Origin of the sequence: Citrobacter sp. MGH105, assembly GCF_001037485.2 — a bacterium.
Taxonomy (GTDB): Bacteria; Pseudomonadota; Gammaproteobacteria; order Enterobacterales; family Enterobacteriaceae; genus Citrobacter; species Citrobacter portucalensis.
In genome coordinates this window covers 3,288,822-3,306,024 of record NZ_CP073048.1, presented here as the reverse complement: position 1 = coordinate 3,306,024, position 17,203 = coordinate 3,288,822, and the positions used below count along the sequence as shown (strand labels likewise).

At 51.6% G+C, this 17,203-nt stretch carries 20 protein-coding genes; 10 read left to right on the top strand and 10 right to left on the bottom strand.

Annotation, left to right across the window (positions count from 1 at the left end):
* Positions 1–19 precede the first annotated feature (19 nt).
* Genes SK35_RS16035 through SK35_RS16010 form a run of 6 tightly spaced genes read left to right on the top strand, consistent with a single transcriptional unit; the run spans position 20 to position 4,716 of the window.
* A complete protein-coding gene (locus tag SK35_RS16035) occupies positions 20–772 on the top strand; it encodes a Gp138 family membrane-puncturing spike protein (protein ID WP_048214521.1) in 753 nt (250 codons plus the stop codon).
* Positions 772–1,125, top strand: a complete 354-nt coding sequence (locus SK35_RS16030; protein ID WP_003826334.1) for a hypothetical protein — start codon at positions 772–774, stop codon at positions 1,123–1,125. The genes SK35_RS16035 and SK35_RS16030 overlap by 1 nt, the downstream gene beginning before the upstream one ends.
* Positions 1,126–2,325, top strand: coding sequence for a baseplate J/gp47 family protein (locus SK35_RS16025; RefSeq protein WP_048214520.1), 1,200 nt, complete (start codon positions 1,126–1,128; stop codon positions 2,323–2,325).
* Positions 2,322–3,002, top strand: coding sequence for a DUF2612 domain-containing protein (locus tag SK35_RS16020; protein ID WP_048214519.1), 681 nt, complete (start codon positions 2,322–2,324; stop codon positions 3,000–3,002). Before SK35_RS16025 ends, SK35_RS16020 begins: the two co-directional genes overlap by 4 nt.
* A complete protein-coding gene (locus SK35_RS16015) occupies positions 3,002–4,123 on the top strand; it encodes a hypothetical protein (protein WP_048214518.1) in 1,122 nt (373 codons plus the stop codon). Before SK35_RS16020 ends, SK35_RS16015 begins: the two co-directional genes overlap by 1 nt.
* The gene (locus tag SK35_RS16010) at positions 4,123–4,716 is read left to right on the top strand and encodes a tail fiber assembly protein (protein WP_048214517.1); all 594 of its coding nucleotides are present in this window, start codon (positions 4,123–4,125) and stop codon (positions 4,714–4,716) included. The genes SK35_RS16015 and SK35_RS16010 overlap by 1 nt, the downstream gene beginning before the upstream one ends.
* Here SK35_RS16010 and SK35_RS16005 read toward each other — a convergent pair.
* Both SK35_RS16005 and SK35_RS26895 read right to left on the bottom strand, forming a co-directional pair.
* Positions 4,688–5,134: a tail fiber assembly protein gene (locus SK35_RS16005; protein ID WP_442781151.1), complete on the bottom strand. Its 447-nt coding sequence runs from the start codon at positions 5,132–5,134 to the stop codon at positions 4,688–4,690. The genes SK35_RS16010 and SK35_RS16005 overlap by 29 nt on opposite strands.
* On the bottom strand, positions 5,134–5,511 hold the full coding sequence (locus tag SK35_RS26895) for a hypothetical protein (RefSeq protein WP_048214515.1): 378 nt from the start codon (positions 5,509–5,511) through the stop codon (positions 5,134–5,136). Before SK35_RS26895 ends, SK35_RS16005 begins: the two co-directional genes overlap by 1 nt.
* 47 nt (positions 5,512–5,558) lie before the next feature.
* On the opposite strand from SK35_RS26895, the gene SK35_RS15995 reads away from it, so the two are divergent.
* A complete protein-coding gene (locus SK35_RS15995) occupies positions 5,559–6,110 on the top strand; it encodes a recombinase family protein (RefSeq protein ID WP_048214514.1) in 552 nt (183 codons plus the stop codon).
* A 130-nt stretch (positions 6,111–6,240) separates the two neighbouring features.
* Here SK35_RS15995 and SK35_RS15990 read toward each other — a convergent pair whose 3' ends face one another.
* Both SK35_RS15990 and SK35_RS15985 read right to left on the bottom strand, forming a co-directional pair.
* Complete coding sequence (locus tag SK35_RS15990) at positions 6,241–6,474, bottom strand: hypothetical protein (RefSeq protein ID WP_139395981.1); 234 nt, start codon at positions 6,472–6,474, stop codon at positions 6,241–6,243.
* Positions 6,475–6,479: 5 nt separating this feature from the next.
* Positions 6,480–6,719 carry a DinI family protein gene (locus SK35_RS15985; RefSeq protein WP_048214513.1) on the bottom strand — a complete coding sequence of 80 codons (240 nt, stop codon included), beginning with the start codon at positions 6,717–6,719 and terminating at the stop codon, positions 6,480–6,482.
* A 426-nt stretch (positions 6,720–7,145) separates the two neighbouring features.
* On the opposite strand from SK35_RS15985, the gene pepN reads away from it, so the two are divergent.
* A complete protein-coding gene (gene pepN / locus SK35_RS15980; RefSeq protein WP_048214512.1) occupies positions 7,146–9,758 on the top strand; it encodes an aminopeptidase N in 2,613 nt (870 codons plus the stop codon).
* A 96-nt stretch (positions 9,759–9,854) separates the two neighbouring features.
* Here the strand turns inward: pepN and ssuB are convergent, their stop codons facing one another.
* The 5 genes from ssuB to ssuE are packed head-to-tail and all read right to left on the bottom strand — an operon-like array spanning position 9,855 to position 14,105.
* Positions 9,855–10,622, bottom strand: coding sequence for an aliphatic sulfonates ABC transporter ATP-binding protein (gene ssuB, locus SK35_RS15975; protein WP_032942896.1), 768 nt, complete (start codon positions 10,620–10,622; stop codon positions 9,855–9,857).
* Positions 10,619–11,410, bottom strand: coding sequence for an aliphatic sulfonate ABC transporter permease SsuC (ssuC, locus tag SK35_RS15970; RefSeq protein ID WP_032942897.1), 792 nt, complete (start codon positions 11,408–11,410; stop codon positions 10,619–10,621). The genes ssuB and ssuC overlap by 4 nt, the downstream gene beginning before the upstream one ends.
* Before the next feature lie 10 nt (positions 11,411–11,420).
* The gene (gene ssuD / locus SK35_RS15965) at positions 11,421–12,566 is read right to left on the bottom strand and encodes an FMNH2-dependent alkanesulfonate monooxygenase (protein WP_048214511.1); all 1,146 of its coding nucleotides are present in this window, start codon (positions 12,564–12,566) and stop codon (positions 11,421–11,423) included.
* The gene (locus tag SK35_RS15960) at positions 12,563–13,537 is read right to left on the bottom strand and encodes a sulfonate ABC transporter substrate-binding protein (protein WP_032942899.1); all 975 of its coding nucleotides are present in this window, start codon (positions 13,535–13,537) and stop codon (positions 12,563–12,565) included. Before SK35_RS15960 ends, ssuD begins: the two co-directional genes overlap by 4 nt.
* Complete coding sequence (ssuE, locus tag SK35_RS15955; protein WP_032942900.1) at positions 13,530–14,105, bottom strand: NADPH-dependent FMN reductase; 576 nt, start codon at positions 14,103–14,105, stop codon at positions 13,530–13,532. The genes SK35_RS15960 and ssuE overlap by 8 nt, the downstream gene beginning before the upstream one ends.
* Before the next feature lie 243 nt (positions 14,106–14,348).
* Here ssuE and pyrD point away from each other — a divergent pair, with 243 nt between their 5' ends.
* Positions 14,349–15,359, top strand: a complete 1,011-nt coding sequence (pyrD, locus tag SK35_RS15950; RefSeq protein WP_003831973.1) for a quinone-dependent dihydroorotate dehydrogenase — start codon at positions 14,349–14,351, stop codon at positions 15,357–15,359.
* Between the two features lie 165 nt (positions 15,360–15,524).
* The gene (zapC, locus tag SK35_RS15945; RefSeq protein ID WP_003035852.1) at positions 15,525–16,067 is read left to right on the top strand and encodes a cell division protein ZapC; all 543 of its coding nucleotides are present in this window, start codon (positions 15,525–15,527) and stop codon (positions 16,065–16,067) included.
* On the opposite strand, the gene SK35_RS15940 is transcribed toward zapC, so the two are convergent.
* Positions 16,064–17,170 (bottom strand): YcbX family protein, encoded by a 1,107-nt coding sequence (locus tag SK35_RS15940; RefSeq protein WP_048214510.1) that lies wholly within the window; start codon positions 17,168–17,170, stop codon positions 16,064–16,066. The two genes, zapC and SK35_RS15940, sit on opposite strands and share 4 nt — an antisense overlap.
* Positions 17,171–17,203 lie beyond the last annotated feature (33 nt).

The window sequence follows — 17,203 nt, the reverse complement described above, 5'->3', positions numbered from 1 at the left end:
GCTTTCTGGAGCCAATCAAATGGCAGTATCTGACCAGACCCGCAGCGGCGATCTTGCCGAAACATTCAAATCTGAGCGGGAAACCACAAAGAACCAGATCCGAGTTGCTTTGCCTGGCATTATTCAGTCATTCGACCCTGACGCGGTGACGGCGGTTGTGCAGCCTGCTATCCGTTACGTTGAAATTGATAACGACGGAAACAGGGTTACCAGACCTTATCCGTTGCTGGTGGATGTTCCTGTGGTTTTCCCTACAGCTGGTGGTGTCACTTTAACGCTGCCAGTAAAAGCCGGCGATGAGTGCGAACTTAAGTTTCAGGACCGCTGTATTGATTTCTTCTGGCAAAACGGCGGAGTGCAGGAACCTGTCGATGACCGCATACATGACTTGTCCGATGCCACTTGCTCAGTGGGCCAAATATCTCAACCCAACAAAATTAAGAATGTCAGCACCACGTCGGCGCAACTTCGAAGTGTTGATGGCAGTACGTACATAGACCTTAATCCGGATACGCAGAAAATTAAGATTGTGGCGCCTGGCGGTCTGGAGGTGGTTACCCCGCTGGCTGACTTCTCGGAGAAAGTCACTATTCACGGGCTCCTGTCATGGATGGGCGGCATGGTGGGCTCTGTTGTCTCAGGCGTCGCATCCAAAATTACTGGCGCGGTCGAGTTTATCGGTACCGTCAAAGCAAACGGTAAATCTATCGACGATAAACACACTCACGGTGGTGTACAGCACGGCAACGATGATACGGATGAGGTGAACTGATGCGATACCGACGCGAAGATGCCGATGGTGATTACACCTTTGGTAGTGGCGATGATACCTGGCTGATTAACTCACCTGAGGCCGTGGCGCAGGCTGTGAAAACGCGATTCGAATTGTGGTATGGGCAATGGTTTCTCGATACCACAGAGGGGACGCCGTGGATTCAGTCTGTGCTAGGTAAACAGAAACCCGAAACCTACAACCTGGCGATCCGTAAGCGCATCCTCGAAACGCGGGGCGTTAAATCAATCCTCTCTTTCAATACGACAGTGAACACGACGACGCGCCGCGTCCAGTTCTTCGCTGAAATCGACACTCTCTACGGAACAACGACAGTAACCAGCGAGGCATAAATGGCCCTCAATTTGGACACACTCGGCTTATCGGCAACGGTAACCGCTGAGGGGATCAGTGCGCCTGATTACCAGACGATACTCGATACCCTGACGAGCTATTTCCAGCAAATTTATGGCAGTGACGCTTATCTGGAGCCGGACAGCAAAGACGGTCAGATGGTGGCGCTGGTGGCGCTGGCTATTCACGATGCCAATAACACGGCCATTTCCGTCTATAACTGCTTTTCACCTGCTACCGGGTACGGCGCAGCGCTGACCAGTAACGTGAAAATTAATGGCATCGCGCGTAAAGGGGCGACGAACTCTACTGTGGATCTGGTGCTGACCGGCACTGCAGGGACAACTATCACGAACGGTACCGTAAAAGACACCAATAACGTGATCTGGCGTCTTCCTGCCTCGGTGGTGATTGGTGTCGACGGTACGGTGATGGTAACGGCCACCTGTTCCAACAGCGGGGCAGTTGCCGCGCTGGCCGGAACTATCACCACTATCAACACCCCGACCCGAGGCTGGACATCTGTGACCAATCCAGCGGCGGCCACCGTCGGAGCGCCGGCAGAAACCGACGCAGAGCTGCGCATCCGGCAGGGGCAGAGTGTCGCGCTACCCTCTGTAACACCGTTTGAAGGTGTCGACGGTGCGATCGCTAACGTTGCTGGTGTGACACGTCACAAGCTCTACGAGAATGACACGGGCGCTACCGACAGTAATGGGCTTCCGCCACATTCTATCTCTGCCATCGTTGACGGTGGCGACGTAACGGACATTGCTCAGACAATCCGGGGCAACAAGGGGCAGGGAACGGCGACCTATGGGACGACCTCTGTCACGGTACCTGACACTTACGGCAATCCGCACGTGATCAGTTTTTCGCGCTCGACTGATGTCCCGATTTTCGGGCATATCACCCTGAAAGCCTTTACGGGCTACACGTCGCAAATTGGCGTACAGATTCAGCAGGCCGTCGCGGATTACATCAACGGGCTGACGATCGGTGATTCAGTTCTGCTGAGTCGCATTTACTCCCCGGCAAATCTGGGCGTGGTCAGTGGTGGCAGTGCTCGTTATTACGACATTCAGGAACTGCTAATTGGCAAATCAGCCGGAACTGTAGCGGCGGCAAATATCAACATTGCATACAACGAGTCAGCATCCTGTAAGCCTGAAAATATTGTTCTAACGGTGACGTCATGAGCAAGTACACGGACTTAATCACCAACTATCACGCCACTAAGCCCAGGTTCTTTGATCACGTAGACCTGAGCACACGTCCATTGATTGATATCACTGCGGCCACCAGGGGACTGGTGAGCGCTTTTGATATCGATACGGCCGTCGGTATACAGCTCGATATCCTCGGTCTGTGGATCGGTCGTAGTCGTATAGTCAGCCAGCCAATTAGCGGCGTTTATTTCAGTTGGGACACTGACGGGCTTGGATATGACCAGGGCATCTGGCAAGGGCCATATGATCCTGATTCTGGCTATACGACGCTGAGTGATGAGACGTACCGCATCATTCTGAAAGCGAAAATCGCTATCAACAACTGGGATGGCCGCAATGATTCACTGCCTCCCATCCTTGACGCTGCTACCGCAGGCTCTGGACTGAAGATGCAGATCGTCGACAACCAGGACATGACGATATCAGTCTGGGTATTCCCCGAGACTGATATTTCTGATGTGTCACTCGAACTGATAGCTGCTATCAAACAGGGCTATCTCACCGTTAAAGCTGCTGGCGTATGGGCCGGTGATGTTGAAACGCCTTCGGTAGAAGCACCATCCGAGGGTTCTAAATTCTTTGGGTTTGATATGGATAACGAATACATCGGCGGGTTCGATGTTGGAGCATGGGGGACAATACTCTAATGGCAATAAACAACTTTAAACCGTTCGCGACAGCAGCAAATGCTAACGTGACGGCCCAGGCTGACTGGGAAACGCTTCCTGCTCTACTCTCTGGCTTTATGGCAGGAAAGGCATCCAGTGCGCAGGTAAACAAAGCCATTCGACAGGCCAGCTTTATAGCGGCAGCGCTGGCGCAGTACACCGCTAACAAAAGCGGGCTGGACGTGCTTGATGATGGTGACCTGAACGGGTTTGTCTCCAAAATGGGGACCGCTTTTGGGAAGGATTTCCAGGCGCTTGATGCCACTCTGACGGCATTGGCTGGGCTCGCAACCGGTGCAGATAAACTCCCGTATTTCACTGGGAAGGATACAGCAGCGCAGACTGATTTAACTTCTGTTGGTCGTGACATTATCGGGAAAAGCACTATTGCTGACATTCTCACATACCTTCGTTTGGAAAGATTTGTTCAGCTATCAAACGCAACAAGGATTAATTCGCCAAACGGTAAACTTTATCTATGGATTAACAATGCCGCGTGGGGCGTTTACGATGATGAATCAGCAAAAAATATTCCACTGGGTGTGGATTGTGGCGGTACGGGTTCGACTACCGCTTCGGGGGCGCAGGATAATTTGGGCATTTCAAGTGGTATTTTTCCGATTGGAATGCCATTTTTCTGGCCATCTTCAATCTCTCCCGCGGAAATATTCCCGGAGTTTTCAGGGCAGGTTTTTCTTAAATGGAATGGTGCATCATTTAGCGCAACTGAATACCCTAAACTGGCAAAAGTCATTCCAGGATTGAGATTGACAGAAGCGCGCGGAGAATTCCCAAGAATCTGGGATGATGGAAGAGGTGTGGATTCTGGAAGAACACTATTGTCTGCTCAGGGGGATGCGATCAGAAATATAACCGGCGTTCTACGAGGTGGTTCTTATAAAACTGACAGTATATCAGATGGAGACACGGGGCCATTTTCGGTTCAGTCACGAGGGGTCATAACTGGTTTATACGATTCCGGTGGTGCGAATGGTTATACGTATATCGACCATAAGTTTGAAGCAGGCTCTGTTGTTCCAACAGCGTCAGAAAACAGACCGCGCAACATAGCATTTAACTTTCTGGTAAGGGCAAAATAATGAAACCTGTTTTTGATGAGAGTGGACTGGCAACTGAGGCAGGTCTAATCCGCTGTTTTTATTATGATGCCATAACTATGGAGTATTCGGGCTGGTCGGATGAATTTATTCATACTGGCGTAAGTATGCCAGGTAATACTACCGATATTGATCCAGGTGATGAGATAGCTGGCAAAGTTGCCGTATTTACAGATGGGGTATGGAAGCTGGAGGAAGACCATCGTGGAGAATCCGTATGGTCAACGAATGATGGTCGTGCTGCAATCGTCGATTATATCGGCGAAATTAAGCCAGATTTTACAACTATGTCACCATCAACACCGTTTGATATATGGGACGGTGGGAAGTGGGTAACAGATGCAGAAGCGCAGCATGAGTCGGCTATTACGCAGGCAGAGAATGAGCGTCAGCGACTACTAAAATACGCCGATGATGTAATGTTCGACTGGCGTACAGAATTGATGTTGGGTGAAATCAGCGACGCCAACAAAGCTAAATTGTCGGCGTGGCTGGCCTATAAAAATGAGGTTAAGTCGACTGATGTGACAGCCGACCCAGAGAATGTTAACTGGCCTTCTCCCCCGGAGGAGTAGGCCATTTGATATCTGGCGCGCTGGAGGTCTCCACCGCCTCCAGCGCGTCAAGATAATCAAGCCACATGTTGTACTGAGCTTTTTCTGCATCCTTCAGCCGCCCCATCGCCGCCTTACCAGGCCATTGCTTGCTGTTCATGTATTCGTTGGCCTGATTAGTCAATCGCTGCTTTTGCAATTCAGCGGCGGCAATCTGTTCTTCATGCGTTGGAGGTGGTAGTTTTTCCCATGAAGGCAACCCATCATCTCCAGCAACTCGCATAAACCCTTCTTCGTTGCGATCTCGAGTGAACTCTAAAAACAAATCATAAGATACATCAATAACGTCTGATAAATCCCATCCCGCATTTTCATATAAATTGAGTTCTGTTTTATAGAAAAAAGCATTATTTTTTGCGCTATAAACATAAGACATTATTAGTTACCTATCGCTATATAAAACACTTTTTCGGTGGCGTTGAATAAGTAATCCCCAGTATTTCCAGACCATGACTGATCTATGAAAGCAAAACCATTTTTTGTCAGGCTGTTTTCTCGAAACATTGGTCCAAAAAGCCAGAAGTTTCCAACGTAAGTTTGACCAAATACAATACCAAAACACTGATTTGGAAATGGTGTAGAAAACGTTTTATCTCCAGTAGAAGATACATAACCATAACGGAAATTGATTCCGTTAGGCATGCCTACACCTCCATTTGGTAAACTCCATGCGCTCATGTCTGGAATTTGGCCAGCCCCTGTCCCTACATCCCTTTTGGCTGCTTCTCCCAATTGAACGTTTTTAATAATGATCATTTATCGCTCAGGTGGCATGATTCCGGCCTTTTGGAGGTAGGAAATTCATGCTTATTGGCTACGTGAGGGTGTCAACAAATGACCAGAACACGGCACTACAACGAAATGCTCTCGAGTGTGCAGGATGTGAACTGATTTTCGAAGACAAGATCAGCGGTAAGGTGTCCGACAGACCAGGATTAAAAAAGGTGCTCCGGACGCTATCTGAAGGCGATACGCTGGTGGTGTGGAAACTGGATCGGCTCGGGCGAAGCATGCGACATCTTGTTGGGTTAGTGGAGGAACTGCGGGAGAAAGGTGTTAACTTCCGGAGCCTGACGGATAGCATCGATACGAGTACGCCTATGGGGCGCTTCTTCTTTCATGTAATGGGCGCGCTGGCCGAAATGGAAAGGGAGCTTATTGTCGAACGCACCCGGGCAGGTTTAGAAGCTGCACGCGCGGAAGGTCGCATTGGTGGGCGTAGACCAAAACTAACGGATGAGCAGTGGGCGCAGGCAGGGAGACTGATCGCGGCAGGTGAAACGCGCCAACGTGTGGCAATAATTTACGATGTAGGAGTTTCAACACTCTACCGAAAATTTCCTGCGAGATGTTGAAAAGGTGCCACCGCGTCGTCGTATGCAAGAACGGGCGGCGGCCGACTGGCTAACACTCGATAGTGCGAGTATTGAATGATTGCCAGTCGCGGCGGATTGTACCAGTCTAAAGCCAGACGACAATAAACTATTACACAACGTTACGAACAATTTTCGTTGCTGCCGCTATAGCATGCCCAGGTTCTTTATAAAATGCAGATGAAGCTAGCTCCCACCGTCCATTGCGGTGAATTAATAACAGATATTCTTTAATCGTATCGGCGTCACGCACTACGGCGAACGTAAGCATATCTGAAGATGGCGAGGGTAATTGGTTATCCGGAGGAAAGTAAATCCGGGCACCAGAAATGATAATGTTATCCATGCTCATCATTCGTTCACCAACCACATATCGGCCTCTTCAAACATATCCTCCAGCATGCGGTTCAGCTTTTCCCGATCGTTTTTGCTGGCATCGCTATTCAAGCCGTTCGCCTGCATCGGCTTCACCCTCACTTCGGCATCAGGGAAGATCTGATGCACTCGCTTCGTCAGCTCAGCCAGAATGATCTCTCTGGCCCCTTCAAGTCCCTCTACATTTCGCTTGTCATAAACCAGTTCTACGAACATACGTGCTCCACTAATTACTGTTTGGATATACAGTATTTTTGCTTTGGCGGTTTTGTCTGTCAAGGCATGAACCACTTGTTTTTAAATTTTGGGGAACATACTGCTGGCGTGTTTGTTATCGATTTGCCCTGCAGGGCTGATGGGGGCTGGCGTTGACTAAAATTATGTGTGGGGCATGGATGGGGCAAAAGTGGTCTATGAAGTTCGTTAAAGTTCGTTAATCAAGCTTTATCTCGATCTCGCTCATCCCTTGTTTCATGCGCTCCTGGACGATCTTTATCGATATTAAAAATTATGAGTTCATATTATGAAAATGTAGCAAAAAGGGTGTTTGTGCCTGAAAAGATGAACATTCTGCGTAGCGCGATTTACGCAACAGGAATAGACTGAAGCCGAGACTCTATTAAAGATGCTAAAGGTTTTTTTATGACACAACAGCCACAAGCCAAATACCGTCACGACTATCGTGCGCCGGATTACCAGATTACTGATATTGACTTGACCTTTGACCTGGATGCTGAAAAAACCGTGGTCACCGCAGTGAGCCAGGCTGTCCGTCATGGCGCGTCTGATGTGCCCCTGCGCCTGAATGGCGAAGATCTGACCCTGGTGTCGATCCACGTGAACGACGAGCCGTGGACAGAGTATAAAGAAGAAGAGGGCACTCTGGTCATTAGTCAGTTGCCGGAGCGTTTTACGCTGCGTATCGTGAATGAAATTAGCCCGGCGGCCAATACTGCGCTGGAAGGGCTGTACCAGTCTGGCGAAGCGCTGTGCACCCAGTGTGAAGCAGAAGGGTTCCGCCATATTACCTGGTATCTCGACAGACCCGATGTTCTGGCGCGTTTTACCACCAAAATTATCGCCGATAAAACCCAATATCCGTTCCTGCTCTCCAACGGTAACCGTGTGGCGCAGGGCGAACTGGAAAATGGTCGTCACTGGGTACAGTGGCAGGACCCGTTCCCGAAACCGTGCTATCTGTTTGCGTTGGTAGCCGGTGATTTCGACGTTCTGCGCGATACCTTTACCACCCGTTCCGGGCGTGAGGTGGCGCTGGAACTGTACGTCGATCGCGGCAACCTTGACCGCGCGCCGTGGGCGATGACCTCGCTGAAAAACTCCATGAAATGGGATGAAGAGCGCTTTGGCCTCGAGTATGACCTCGACATCTATATGATTGTCGCCGTGGATTTCTTCAACATGGGCGCGATGGAGAATAAAGGTCTGAACGTCTTTAACTCCAAATATGTGCTGGCACGTACCGATACCGCCACCGACAAAGACTACCTCGATATTGAGCGCGTTATCGGTCATGAGTATTTTCACAACTGGACCGGCAACCGTGTGACCTGCCGTGACTGGTTCCAGTTGAGCCTGAAAGAAGGCTTAACTGTGTTCCGCGATCAAGAGTTCAGTTCCGATCTCGGCTCACGCGCGGTAAACCGCATCAGCAATGTGCGCACCATGCGTGGTCTGCAGTTTGCTGAAGATGCCAGCCCGATGGCGCATCCTATCCGTCCGGATATGGTCATTGAAATGAACAACTTCTATACCCTGACCGTGTACGAAAAGGGCGCTGAAGTCATTCGTATGATCCACACCCTGCTCGGTGAGGCTAACTTCCAGAAAGGGATGCAACTGTACTTTGAGCGTCATGACGGAAGTGCTGCAACTTGTGATGATTTCGTGCAGGCGATGGAAGATGCTTCTAACGTTGATCTCTCCCATTTCCGCCGCTGGTACAGTCAGTCCGGTACGCCGATTCTGACCGTGCGTGATGACTACAATCCGTCAACTGAGCAGTACACGCTGACGATCAGCCAGCGCACGCCGGCCACGCCGGATCAGGCCGAAAAACAGCCGCTGCATATTCCTTTCGCCCTCGAGTTGTATGACAACGAAGGGAAAGTGATCCCGCTACAAAAAGGCGGGCACCCGGTGAATTCTGTACTCAACGTCACCCAGGCAGAGCAGACGTTTGTCTTTGATAACGTCTACTTCCAGCCGGTTCCGGCGCTGCTGTGCGAATTCTCCGCGCCGGTAAAACTGGAATACAAATGGAGCGATCAGCAGCTGACCTTCCTGATGCGTCATGCGCGTAACGATTTCTCTCGTTGGGACGCGGCGCAAAGCCTGCTGGCGACCTATATTAAGCTTAACGTTGCCCGTCATCAGCAGGGACAACCGCTGTCGCTGCCGGTACACGTGGCTGATGCATTCCGCGCAATTTTACTGGATGAGAAAATCGATCCGGCGCTGGCGGCAGAGATCCTGACGCTGCCTTCAGTAAATGAAATAGCCGAACTGTTCGACATCATCGATCCGGTGGCGATAACCGAAGTACGCGAAGCGTTAACCCGCACGCTGGCGGCCGAGCTGGCAGATGAATTCCTCGCCATCTATAACGCTAATCATCTTGATGAGTACCGCGTTGAGCATGCCGATATTGGCAAGCGTACGCTGCGTAACGCCTGCCTGCGTTTCCTGGCCTTTGGCGAAACCCATCTGGCTGACACGCTGGTAAGCAAGCAGTATCGTGAAGCGAACAATATGACCGATGCGCTGGCGGCGCTATCCGCGGCAGTGGCGGCGCAGCTGCCTTGTCGCGACGCGCTAATGCAGGAGTATGACGATAAGTGGCACCATGACGGTCTGGTGATGGACAAATGGTTTATCCTGCAATCCACCAGCCCGGCGAAAAACGTGCTGGAAACGGTACGCGGCCTGCTGAAGCATCGCTCTTTCAGTATGAGTAACCCGAACCGAATTCGTTCGCTGATCGGTGCCTTTGCGGGTAGCAACCCGGCGGCATTCCATGCGGAAGATGGTAGTGGATATCAGTTCCTGGTCGACATGTTGACTGAGCTTAATAGTCGTAACCCGCAGGTGGCGTCACGTCTGATTGAGCCGCTAATTCGCTTAAAACGTTATGATGCAAAACGTCAGGCGAAAATGCGTGCGGCCCTGGAACAGCTGAAAGGTCTGGAGAATCTCTCAGGCGATCTGTTCGAGAAGATTGACAAAGCGTTAGCCTGAAACGTTGACCTGTAGTTTAGTAGGCCGGATAAGGCGGTAACGCCGCCATCCGGCAAAAGGCCCGGTAAGCGCTACCGGGCCTGGTTTTCTGAGCGGTTATCCATGTCGAAGGATCGGTTGTTCCGTCTCGCCGCGTTTCATAACCCGGTTCAACACTTCCGCTTCCAGATCGGCTAACCGTACCGATCCCAAACGGCGGGGGCGCTGAATATCCACCGTAAGATCCAGTCCGATTTTTCCGTCCTCAATCAGCAACACGCGATCGGCCATAGCCACCGCTTCACTGACGTCATGAGTGACCAGCAGTACGGTAAAGCCGTGCTCTTGCCATAAAGAGACGATCAGATCCTGCATTTCAAGGCGGGTTAGGGCATCCAGAGCGCCGAGGGGTTCATCCAGCAGCAGCAAACCAGGGCGATGAATTAATGCCCGTGCCAGGGCTACACGCTGTTTTTGTCCACCGGACAGCGCAGCCGGCCATTCGTGAGCACGACTCTCCAGCCCAACGGCGGCCAACGCATCTCGGGCCGCATCGCGCCACTGACCTTTCAGACCCAGGCCCACATTATCGATAACCGTCTTCCATGGCAGCAGACGCGCATCCTGGAACATCATACGTGTATCATCCTGAATTTCCGCCAGTGGGGTGGTTCCGGCAAGTAATGCGCCTGAGGTGGGCGATTCCAGCCCTGCCAGCAGACGCAGCAATGTACTTTTACCACCGCCGCTGCGGCCAACCACGGCAACAAACTGTCCGGCCGGAATATGCAAATCTAATTGATTGAGCACTGTATTGGCGGCGTATTGTTTTGTCACGGCGCTCAGCAACAGCGGTGTACCCTGGTTCAGGCGAGCGGTATTCATACGGTAGCCTCCTTTACATGGTAAGCCGGATGCCAGCGTAGCCAGACTCGCTCCAGCAGTTGGGCGCTGACGTCGGCAAGTTTGCCGAGCAGGGCGTAGAGAATAATGGCCACCACGACCACATCGGTTTGCAGAAATTCGCGGGCGTTCATCGCCAGGTAACCAATACCTGCATTGGCAGAAATGGTTTCCGCCACAATCAGCGTCAGCCACATCAGCCCGAGAGCAAAACGCACGCCGACCATAATCGAGGGCAGGGCGCCGGGGAGGATCACATGAACAAACAGTGAAAGGCCGGATAATCCATAGCTGCGCGCCATTTCTACCAGCCCACGATCGATACTACGGATCCCATGCCAGGTGTTGATGTAAATTGGGAACAGCGTGCCCAACGCCACGAGAAAGATCTTGGCGGATTCATCAATGCCGAACCACAAAATCACCAGCGGGATCAGCGCCAGATGCGGTACGTTACGCAGCATCTGCACCGAGGTATCCAGCAGGCGTTCTCCCCAACGCGAAAGACCGCTGATAAGTCCCAGTGTCAGGCCAATCGATCCACCGATGGAGAATCCGATCAGCGCGCGCCAGGAACTGATGGCCAGATGCTGCCAAAGCTCGCCACTGGCGGAAAGCGTCCAGAAAGCTTCGATAACACCTTCCGGAGAGGGCAGAATGCGAGTGGACAGCCAGCCCATTGAAGATGCGAGCTGCCAGAGCGCCACCAAACCTACCGGTAAAAACCAGGGCGCGAGGCGTAATAACCATCTGTTTTTCGGCGTTGCCATTAGCCGCTCCTTAACTTTGCGCGACTTTGCGCGGGATAAATTCGTTTGCCACCGCTTCACCTTGTTGTTGCAGGTATTGCGGCTGCGGAATTTCCGGTATAGCAACATCCAGATGCGGGAACAGCAGCTCGCCAACCTTGTATGCCTCTTCCAGATGTGGGTATCCGGACAACACAAAGCTGTCGATTCCCAGCGCGGCATACTCATTGATACGCGCCGCGACAGTCGGACCATCTCCGACCAGCGCGGTACCCGCACCACCGCGTACCAGTCCAACGCCTGCCCACAGGTTCGGACTAATTTCCAGTTTGTCGCGTTTACCATTGTGCAGTGCAGCCATTCGCTGCTGACCAACCGAATCCGTTCTTGAGAAGGCGGCCTGGGCTTTGGCAATGGTGTCGTCATCAAGGTGGGCTATCAGACGATCCGCTGCCTGCCACGCCTCGTGGGTTGTCTCCCGTACGATCACATGCAGACGAATACCAAAGCGGATCTTGCGCCCGAGCGCCGCTGCTTTGGCCCGCACCTGTTCAATCTTAGCTTTCACCTGTTCCGGCGGCTCGCCCCAGGTCAGATAGAGATCAACCTGCTCGGCAGCAAGGTCTTGTGCGACATCAGACGAGCCGCCGAAATAAAGTGGTGGCCGGGGTTGTTGAACGGGAGGGAAAAGAAGCTTCGCGCCGCGGACATGAATATGTTTGCCGTTGAAATCCACCGTTTCACCTTGCAGCAAGCGCCGCCAGACCTGAGTAAATTCAGCAGAGGCTTCATATCGTTCTGTGTGATCGAGGAACACGCCGTCACCTGCCAGCTCCTGCGGATCGCTGCCGGTCACCAGGTTAAATAACGCCCGGCCATTTGAGAGTCTGTCGAGCGTCGCAGCCTGACGTGCCGCAACCGTGGGCGAGGTGACGCTTGGGCGCAGCGCGACCAGAAACTTTAATCTCTGGGTGACCGGGATCATCGAAGCGGCGACCAGCCAGGCATCTTCGCAAGAGCGACCGGTTGGGATCAGGACGCCGGTAAATCCAAGACGATCGGCCGTTTGCGCGATTTGTTGCAGATAACTGTGATCGACCGGGCGCGAACCTTCTTCCGTTCCAAGATAATGACCGTCACCGTGGGTGGGTAAAAACCAGAACATATTCAGACTCATAATTTTTCTCCTGCCTGCTGAGTGGGTTGCCAGATACGCTGGCGAATATCGATTTTTTTCGGCACCAAACGGTTGTCATAAAACAGATCGGCGGTTTGTTGTTGCAGGGCAGCAACAGAGGCGTTGACTGGCACAATGGTGGTTGGCGGACGGTGATCCAGATAAGACGCAATCACCGGTTCAGGCAGCCCCATGGTTTTGGCCAGCAGGGTAATGCTTTGCTGGCGCTGGTTGAGCGTTAACGCATCGGCCTGGCTAAAGGTATCCAGTACGCCAAGTACAAAAGCGCCGTTTTTCTCGGCATAAGGACGGGCGGCGAGATAAAACGAACCGGTTTGCTTGAGGTCTGAGCCGTCCTTCAGTACGCGTACATCACCTTGCAGTAACGCGGCGGAATAATAGGGATCCCAGATAGCCCACGCATCCACGTTTCCTTGCTGAAAGGCCGCTCGCGCATCGGCGGGAGTCAGATACGTTGGTTGAATATCGGTAAATTTCAGTCCGGCCTGTTGCAGCGCCCGGAGCAGTAAATTGTGGGCGCTGGAGCCTTTCTGGAAGGCGACTTTATGTCCTTTAAGCTGCGCGACGCTCTGGATCGGGCTATTTTTTGGCACCAGAATCACTTCGGCTTTCGGTTTGGGCGGCTCGACGCCCACGTAAACCAGATCGGCCCCGGCTGCCTGGGCGAAAATCGGCGGAATGTCACCGGTACTGCCGAGATCGATACTGCCGATATTGAGTGCTTCCAGCATTTGCGGTCCAGCCGGGAATTCGACCCACGAGATTTTAGTCTGCGGATAGCGTTTCTCGAGTAGCTGATGGCTTTTGGCCAGCACCATACTGACGCTTCCTTTCTGGTAACCAATACGCAGAGCATCGGGGGCCGATTCTGCGGCATGCCCCAGCGTTGACAGCGACAACAACCCGGTTAGTGCCAGCCATGACGTGTGACGCCTGAGAAAATCAAGCATGAGCGGCACCTCGCAGGGTGTTCAGTTGAGGAAGTTGGACATCGCGACGATGCAACGCCAGCCAGAAGGTATCGAGCGCACTGTCCAGACGCTGCTGAAGGTTGGGCGTAAACTGAGGTTTATGCTGATAATCAATCACCTGTGAATCATCGGCAAACACACCGTGCAGGATCTCCTGGGCCTTTAATGCGCTCAGTACCGGTTTCAGCGCGTAATCGACGGCAAGTAAATGCGCCACGCTGCCGCCGGTCGCCAACGGCAAAACCACTTTCCCTTCCAGCGCCCGCTCGGGGAGTAGGTCGAGCAGGGTTTTCAGGGCGCCAGAGTAAGCGGCTTTATAGACTGGGGTTGCGACAATCAGCCCGTCTGCATCCTGCAATTGTTCGATAAATGTGTTCAACGCCGGACTGTCGAAACGAGCATAGATTAGGTCTTCCGGGGCAAAATTGTGCAGGTTCCAGTGAAAGATTTCGACATCCTGACCGTGAAGTTTTTCTCGGGCATATTCCAGTAACGCACTGGATCGAGAGGGAAAGCGAGGGCTCCCCGCCAGAGTGATGACGCGCATAATTTCATTCTCCCCTTATAACTAATTGTTTGCTTTTGGTTAACATTGATAACAATTTGAGCAGTCTGGCAGAGAGATTTTGTTTATCGAAATGATTTATACGGGATAGAAAAGTTGGAAATTGAATAAAAAGGCAGAGGCGAGGAAAACGATTGCTATTTATTGCCGCAGGTCAATTCCCTTTTTGCTCGCGATCGCACATAATACGCCCCCGGTTTGCACACCGGGAATCCAGGAGAGTTCATGTACTACCCCTTCGTTCGTAAAGCCCTTTTTCAGCTCGATCCAGAGCGCGCTCATGAATTGACATTCCAGCAATTACGTCGCATTACCGGCACACCGCTTGAAGCGCTTGTACGCCAGAAAGTACCGGCAAAACCGGTTACCTGTATGGGGTTGACGTTTAAAAATCCGCTCGGGCTTGCTGCCGGACTGGATAAAGACGGGGAGTGCATTGATGCGCTCGGCGCGATGGGATTTGGTTCCATTGAGATTGGTACCGTGACGCCACGCCCTCAGCCGGGTAACGATAAACCGCGTCTATTCCGTCTGGTCGATGCAGAAGGTTTGATCAACCGCATGGGGTTTAATAACCACGGGGTTGATAACCTGGTTGAGAACGTTAAAAAATCGCATTTCGACGGTATTCTGGGGATTAATATTGGTAAGAACAAAGATACCCCAGTAGAGAACGGCAAAGATGACTATCTGATTTGTATGGAAAAAGTCTATGCTTATGCTGGTTATATCGCGATTAATATCTCTTCGCCGAATACGCCGGGATTACGTACGCTACAATACGGCGAGGCGCTGGACGATCTCCTGACGGCAATTAAAAATAAGCAAAACGATCTGCAGGCGATCCACCATAAATATGTTCCGGTGGCGGTAAAGATCGCGCCGGATCTTTCTGTGGAAGAACTGATCCAGGTCGCCGATAGTTTAGTTCGTCATAATATTGATGGCGTAATTGCGACTAACACCACCCTCGATCGTTCTCTTGTTCAGGGAATGAAAAATTGCGATCAAATGGGTGGTCTGAGCGGTCGACCGTTGCAATTAAAAAGTACAGAAATTATTCGCCAGTTGTCTCAGGAATTAAAAGGTCAGCTGCCGATTATTGGTGTTGGTGGTATCGACTCGGTGATTGCTGCACGTGAGAAAATAGCTGCTGGTGCAACCCTCGTACAGATTTATTCGGGCTTTATTTTTAAAGGTCCGCCGTTGATAAAAGAAATCGTCAGCAATATCTGAATGCTACCTTAATCACAAACCAGGGCTTTATTTCTAGCCCTGGTTGTTTTATATTCCTTTACTGTTGCTTATTTAAACATTCTGAGCTTTTATTATTAGGGCAATAAACGAAGCGGCAAAAGGATACTGTCGTAACGGTGATGATTAAGGAAAGGAGAGAAACTGATGCGAATTAAACCCGACGATAACTGGCGCTGGTATTATGATGAAGAGCACGATCGTATGATGCTCGATTTAGCCAATGGCATGTTATTCCGTTCGCGTTTTGCTCGTAAAATGCTCACTCCTGATGCATTTTCTCCGTCAGGTTTTTGTGTTGATGACGCCGCGCTTTATTTTTCCTTTGAAGAAAAATGTCGCTACTTGGATTTAGCCAAAGAACAAAAAGCGGAACTGGTGCTTAATGCGCTGGTGGCGATTCGTTATCTCAAACCGCAAATGCCAAAAAGCTGGCACTTTGTCGCACATGGTATTAACTGGTCGCCGGTCGTGGGTGACGCAGCCTGTGTTGATTTAAGCGATACCGATGAACAGGTAAACCTGTTAGTGGTTGAGCCGGGTGAAAACGCCGCGCTTTGCCTGCTTGCGCAACCTGGCGTGGTTATCGCCGGGCGTACGATGCAGCTTGGCGATGCGATTAAAATAATGAATGACAGACTGAAACCGCAGGCCGTTGTTGACAGTTTCAGCCTTGAGCAGGCGGTTTAGCTCTCCAGCCTGATTGCCGTTTTGGGAACACAGCTGCAGCAAAGAATTGTTCCGTCGTCCCCCATCGCTGATTTCTTCAACGGGCTAACTTCGCCTTCTACCAGTCGAATTCGACAGCATCCGCAAATGCCTGCCCGGCATGAATAGGGAACCCGGATACCCTGGTTTTCCAACTGCTCAAGCAATACCTGTTGATTATTTCCGCGAAAGGTCTGTCCCTGCCAGTCAATAAGCACCGTGGCATCAGGTTGTTGTTCGGGTGTAGTTTCGTCTGATTCAGCCGCGCCGTACGCTCTGGCGGGGCCGGTTGCCAAAATTTCTACCTCATCGCCGACGCGAATAACGCCACTGTTACGCGCGATAAGATTCTGACCGAAATCGACATCGCCGTTATCTATCGCAGTACGGAAGGTTTGCAATGTGGCAAGCGGTTCACCGGATGGATGTTTCTGGCCTTTTTCCGGGCTAACTGTCGTGAAAATACAGCGGCTACAGGGTTTTGCTACATCAAAAATAACCTCGCCAATGCGAATCACTTTCCAGGTATCTTCTTCCCAGGCACCAGCTCCCGAAACCACTATATTGGGGCGAAACTGTTCCATTTTGACGCTTGCCGGACAGCGCTGTTGCACATCGCGCAGGGATGCTTCGTTGGCCAGCAGATAAGGATAACCATCAGCGAAGGATAAAGGAACATCAACATGGCGTTTTACACGGCGCGTCAGCTGCGGGCCGACCCAGCGTAACTGCACGTCACGGGAGAAAAAGCCGCTAAGCCACTGGTTGATAGCCGCTGGCGCAATACGCGCGGTAAAATGGTTTCCCCATACTTCTGTTGGCGCATCCTGGGGAGCGAAGTCGGCAAATCGCACGAGCGCGCTGCTGCCATCTGGAGCTGTAAGATGCAGTCCATCGTGGAATGGGGAAGGCGTAAAACGGACCATTTGTGGGAACTGGCGGGCGGTTATGAATGTTCCGTCAGGTTCAGTGATCATAAATATGCGATCAAAGGCGAGACCGCTAATATCTGCCAGGGCATGCGTAAGCCCAATGCCGCGCATTGATTTAACCGGATGAATAAAAAGTCGGGTTAACGTGACCACTGTACAGCCCCTCGAATGAAAATAAGCCTTCAA

Bases quoted from the DNA above. Each gene is read 5' to 3' on its own strand.
- SK35_RS16035 (WP_048214521.1), top strand. From the start codon at position 20: ATGGCAGTATCTGACCAGACCCGCAGCGGCGATCTTGCCGAAACATTC.
- SK35_RS16030 (WP_003826334.1), top strand. From the start codon at position 772: ATGCGATACCGACGCGAAGATGCCGATGGTGATTACACCTTTGGTAGT.
- SK35_RS16025 (WP_048214520.1), top strand. From the start codon at position 1,126: ATGGCCCTCAATTTGGACACACTCGGCTTATCGGCAACGGTAACCGCT.
- SK35_RS16020 (WP_048214519.1), top strand. From the start codon at position 2,322: ATGAGCAAGTACACGGACTTAATCACCAACTATCACGCCACTAAGCCC.
- SK35_RS16015 (WP_048214518.1), top strand. From the start codon at position 3,002: ATGGCAATAAACAACTTTAAACCGTTCGCGACAGCAGCAAATGCTAAC.
- SK35_RS16010 (WP_048214517.1), top strand. From the start codon at position 4,123: ATGAAACCTGTTTTTGATGAGAGTGGACTGGCAACTGAGGCAGGTCTA.
- SK35_RS26895 (WP_048214515.1), bottom strand. From the start codon at position 5,511: ATGATCATTATTAAAAACGTTCAATTGGGAGAAGCAGCCAAAAGGGAT.
- SK35_RS15995 (WP_048214514.1), top strand. From the start codon at position 5,559: ATGCTTATTGGCTACGTGAGGGTGTCAACAAATGACCAGAACACGGCA.
- SK35_RS15990 (WP_139395981.1), bottom strand. From the start codon at position 6,474: ATGGATAACATTATCATTTCTGGTGCCCGGATTTACTTTCCTCCGGAT.
- SK35_RS15985 (WP_048214513.1), bottom strand. From the start codon at position 6,719: ATGTTCGTAGAACTGGTTTATGACAAGCGAAATGTAGAGGGACTTGAA.
- pepN (WP_048214512.1), top strand. From the start codon at position 7,146: ATGACACAACAGCCACAAGCCAAATACCGTCACGACTATCGTGCGCCG.
- ssuB (WP_032942896.1), bottom strand. From the start codon at position 10,622: ATGAATACCGCTCGCCTGAACCAGGGTACACCGCTGTTGCTGAGCGCC.
- ssuC (WP_032942897.1), bottom strand. From the start codon at position 11,410: ATGGCAACGCCGAAAAACAGATGGTTATTACGCCTCGCGCCCTGGTTT.
- ssuD (WP_048214511.1), bottom strand. From the start codon at position 12,566: ATGAGTCTGAATATGTTCTGGTTTTTACCCACCCACGGTGACGGTCAT.
- SK35_RS15960 (WP_032942899.1), bottom strand. From the start codon at position 13,537: ATGCTTGATTTTCTCAGGCGTCACACGTCATGGCTGGCACTAACCGGG.
- ssuE (WP_032942900.1), bottom strand. From the start codon at position 14,105: ATGCGCGTCATCACTCTGGCGGGGAGCCCTCGCTTTCCCTCTCGATCC.
- pyrD (WP_003831973.1), top strand. From the start codon at position 14,349: ATGTACTACCCCTTCGTTCGTAAAGCCCTTTTTCAGCTCGATCCAGAG.
- zapC (WP_003035852.1), top strand. From the start codon at position 15,525: ATGCGAATTAAACCCGACGATAACTGGCGCTGGTATTATGATGAAGAG.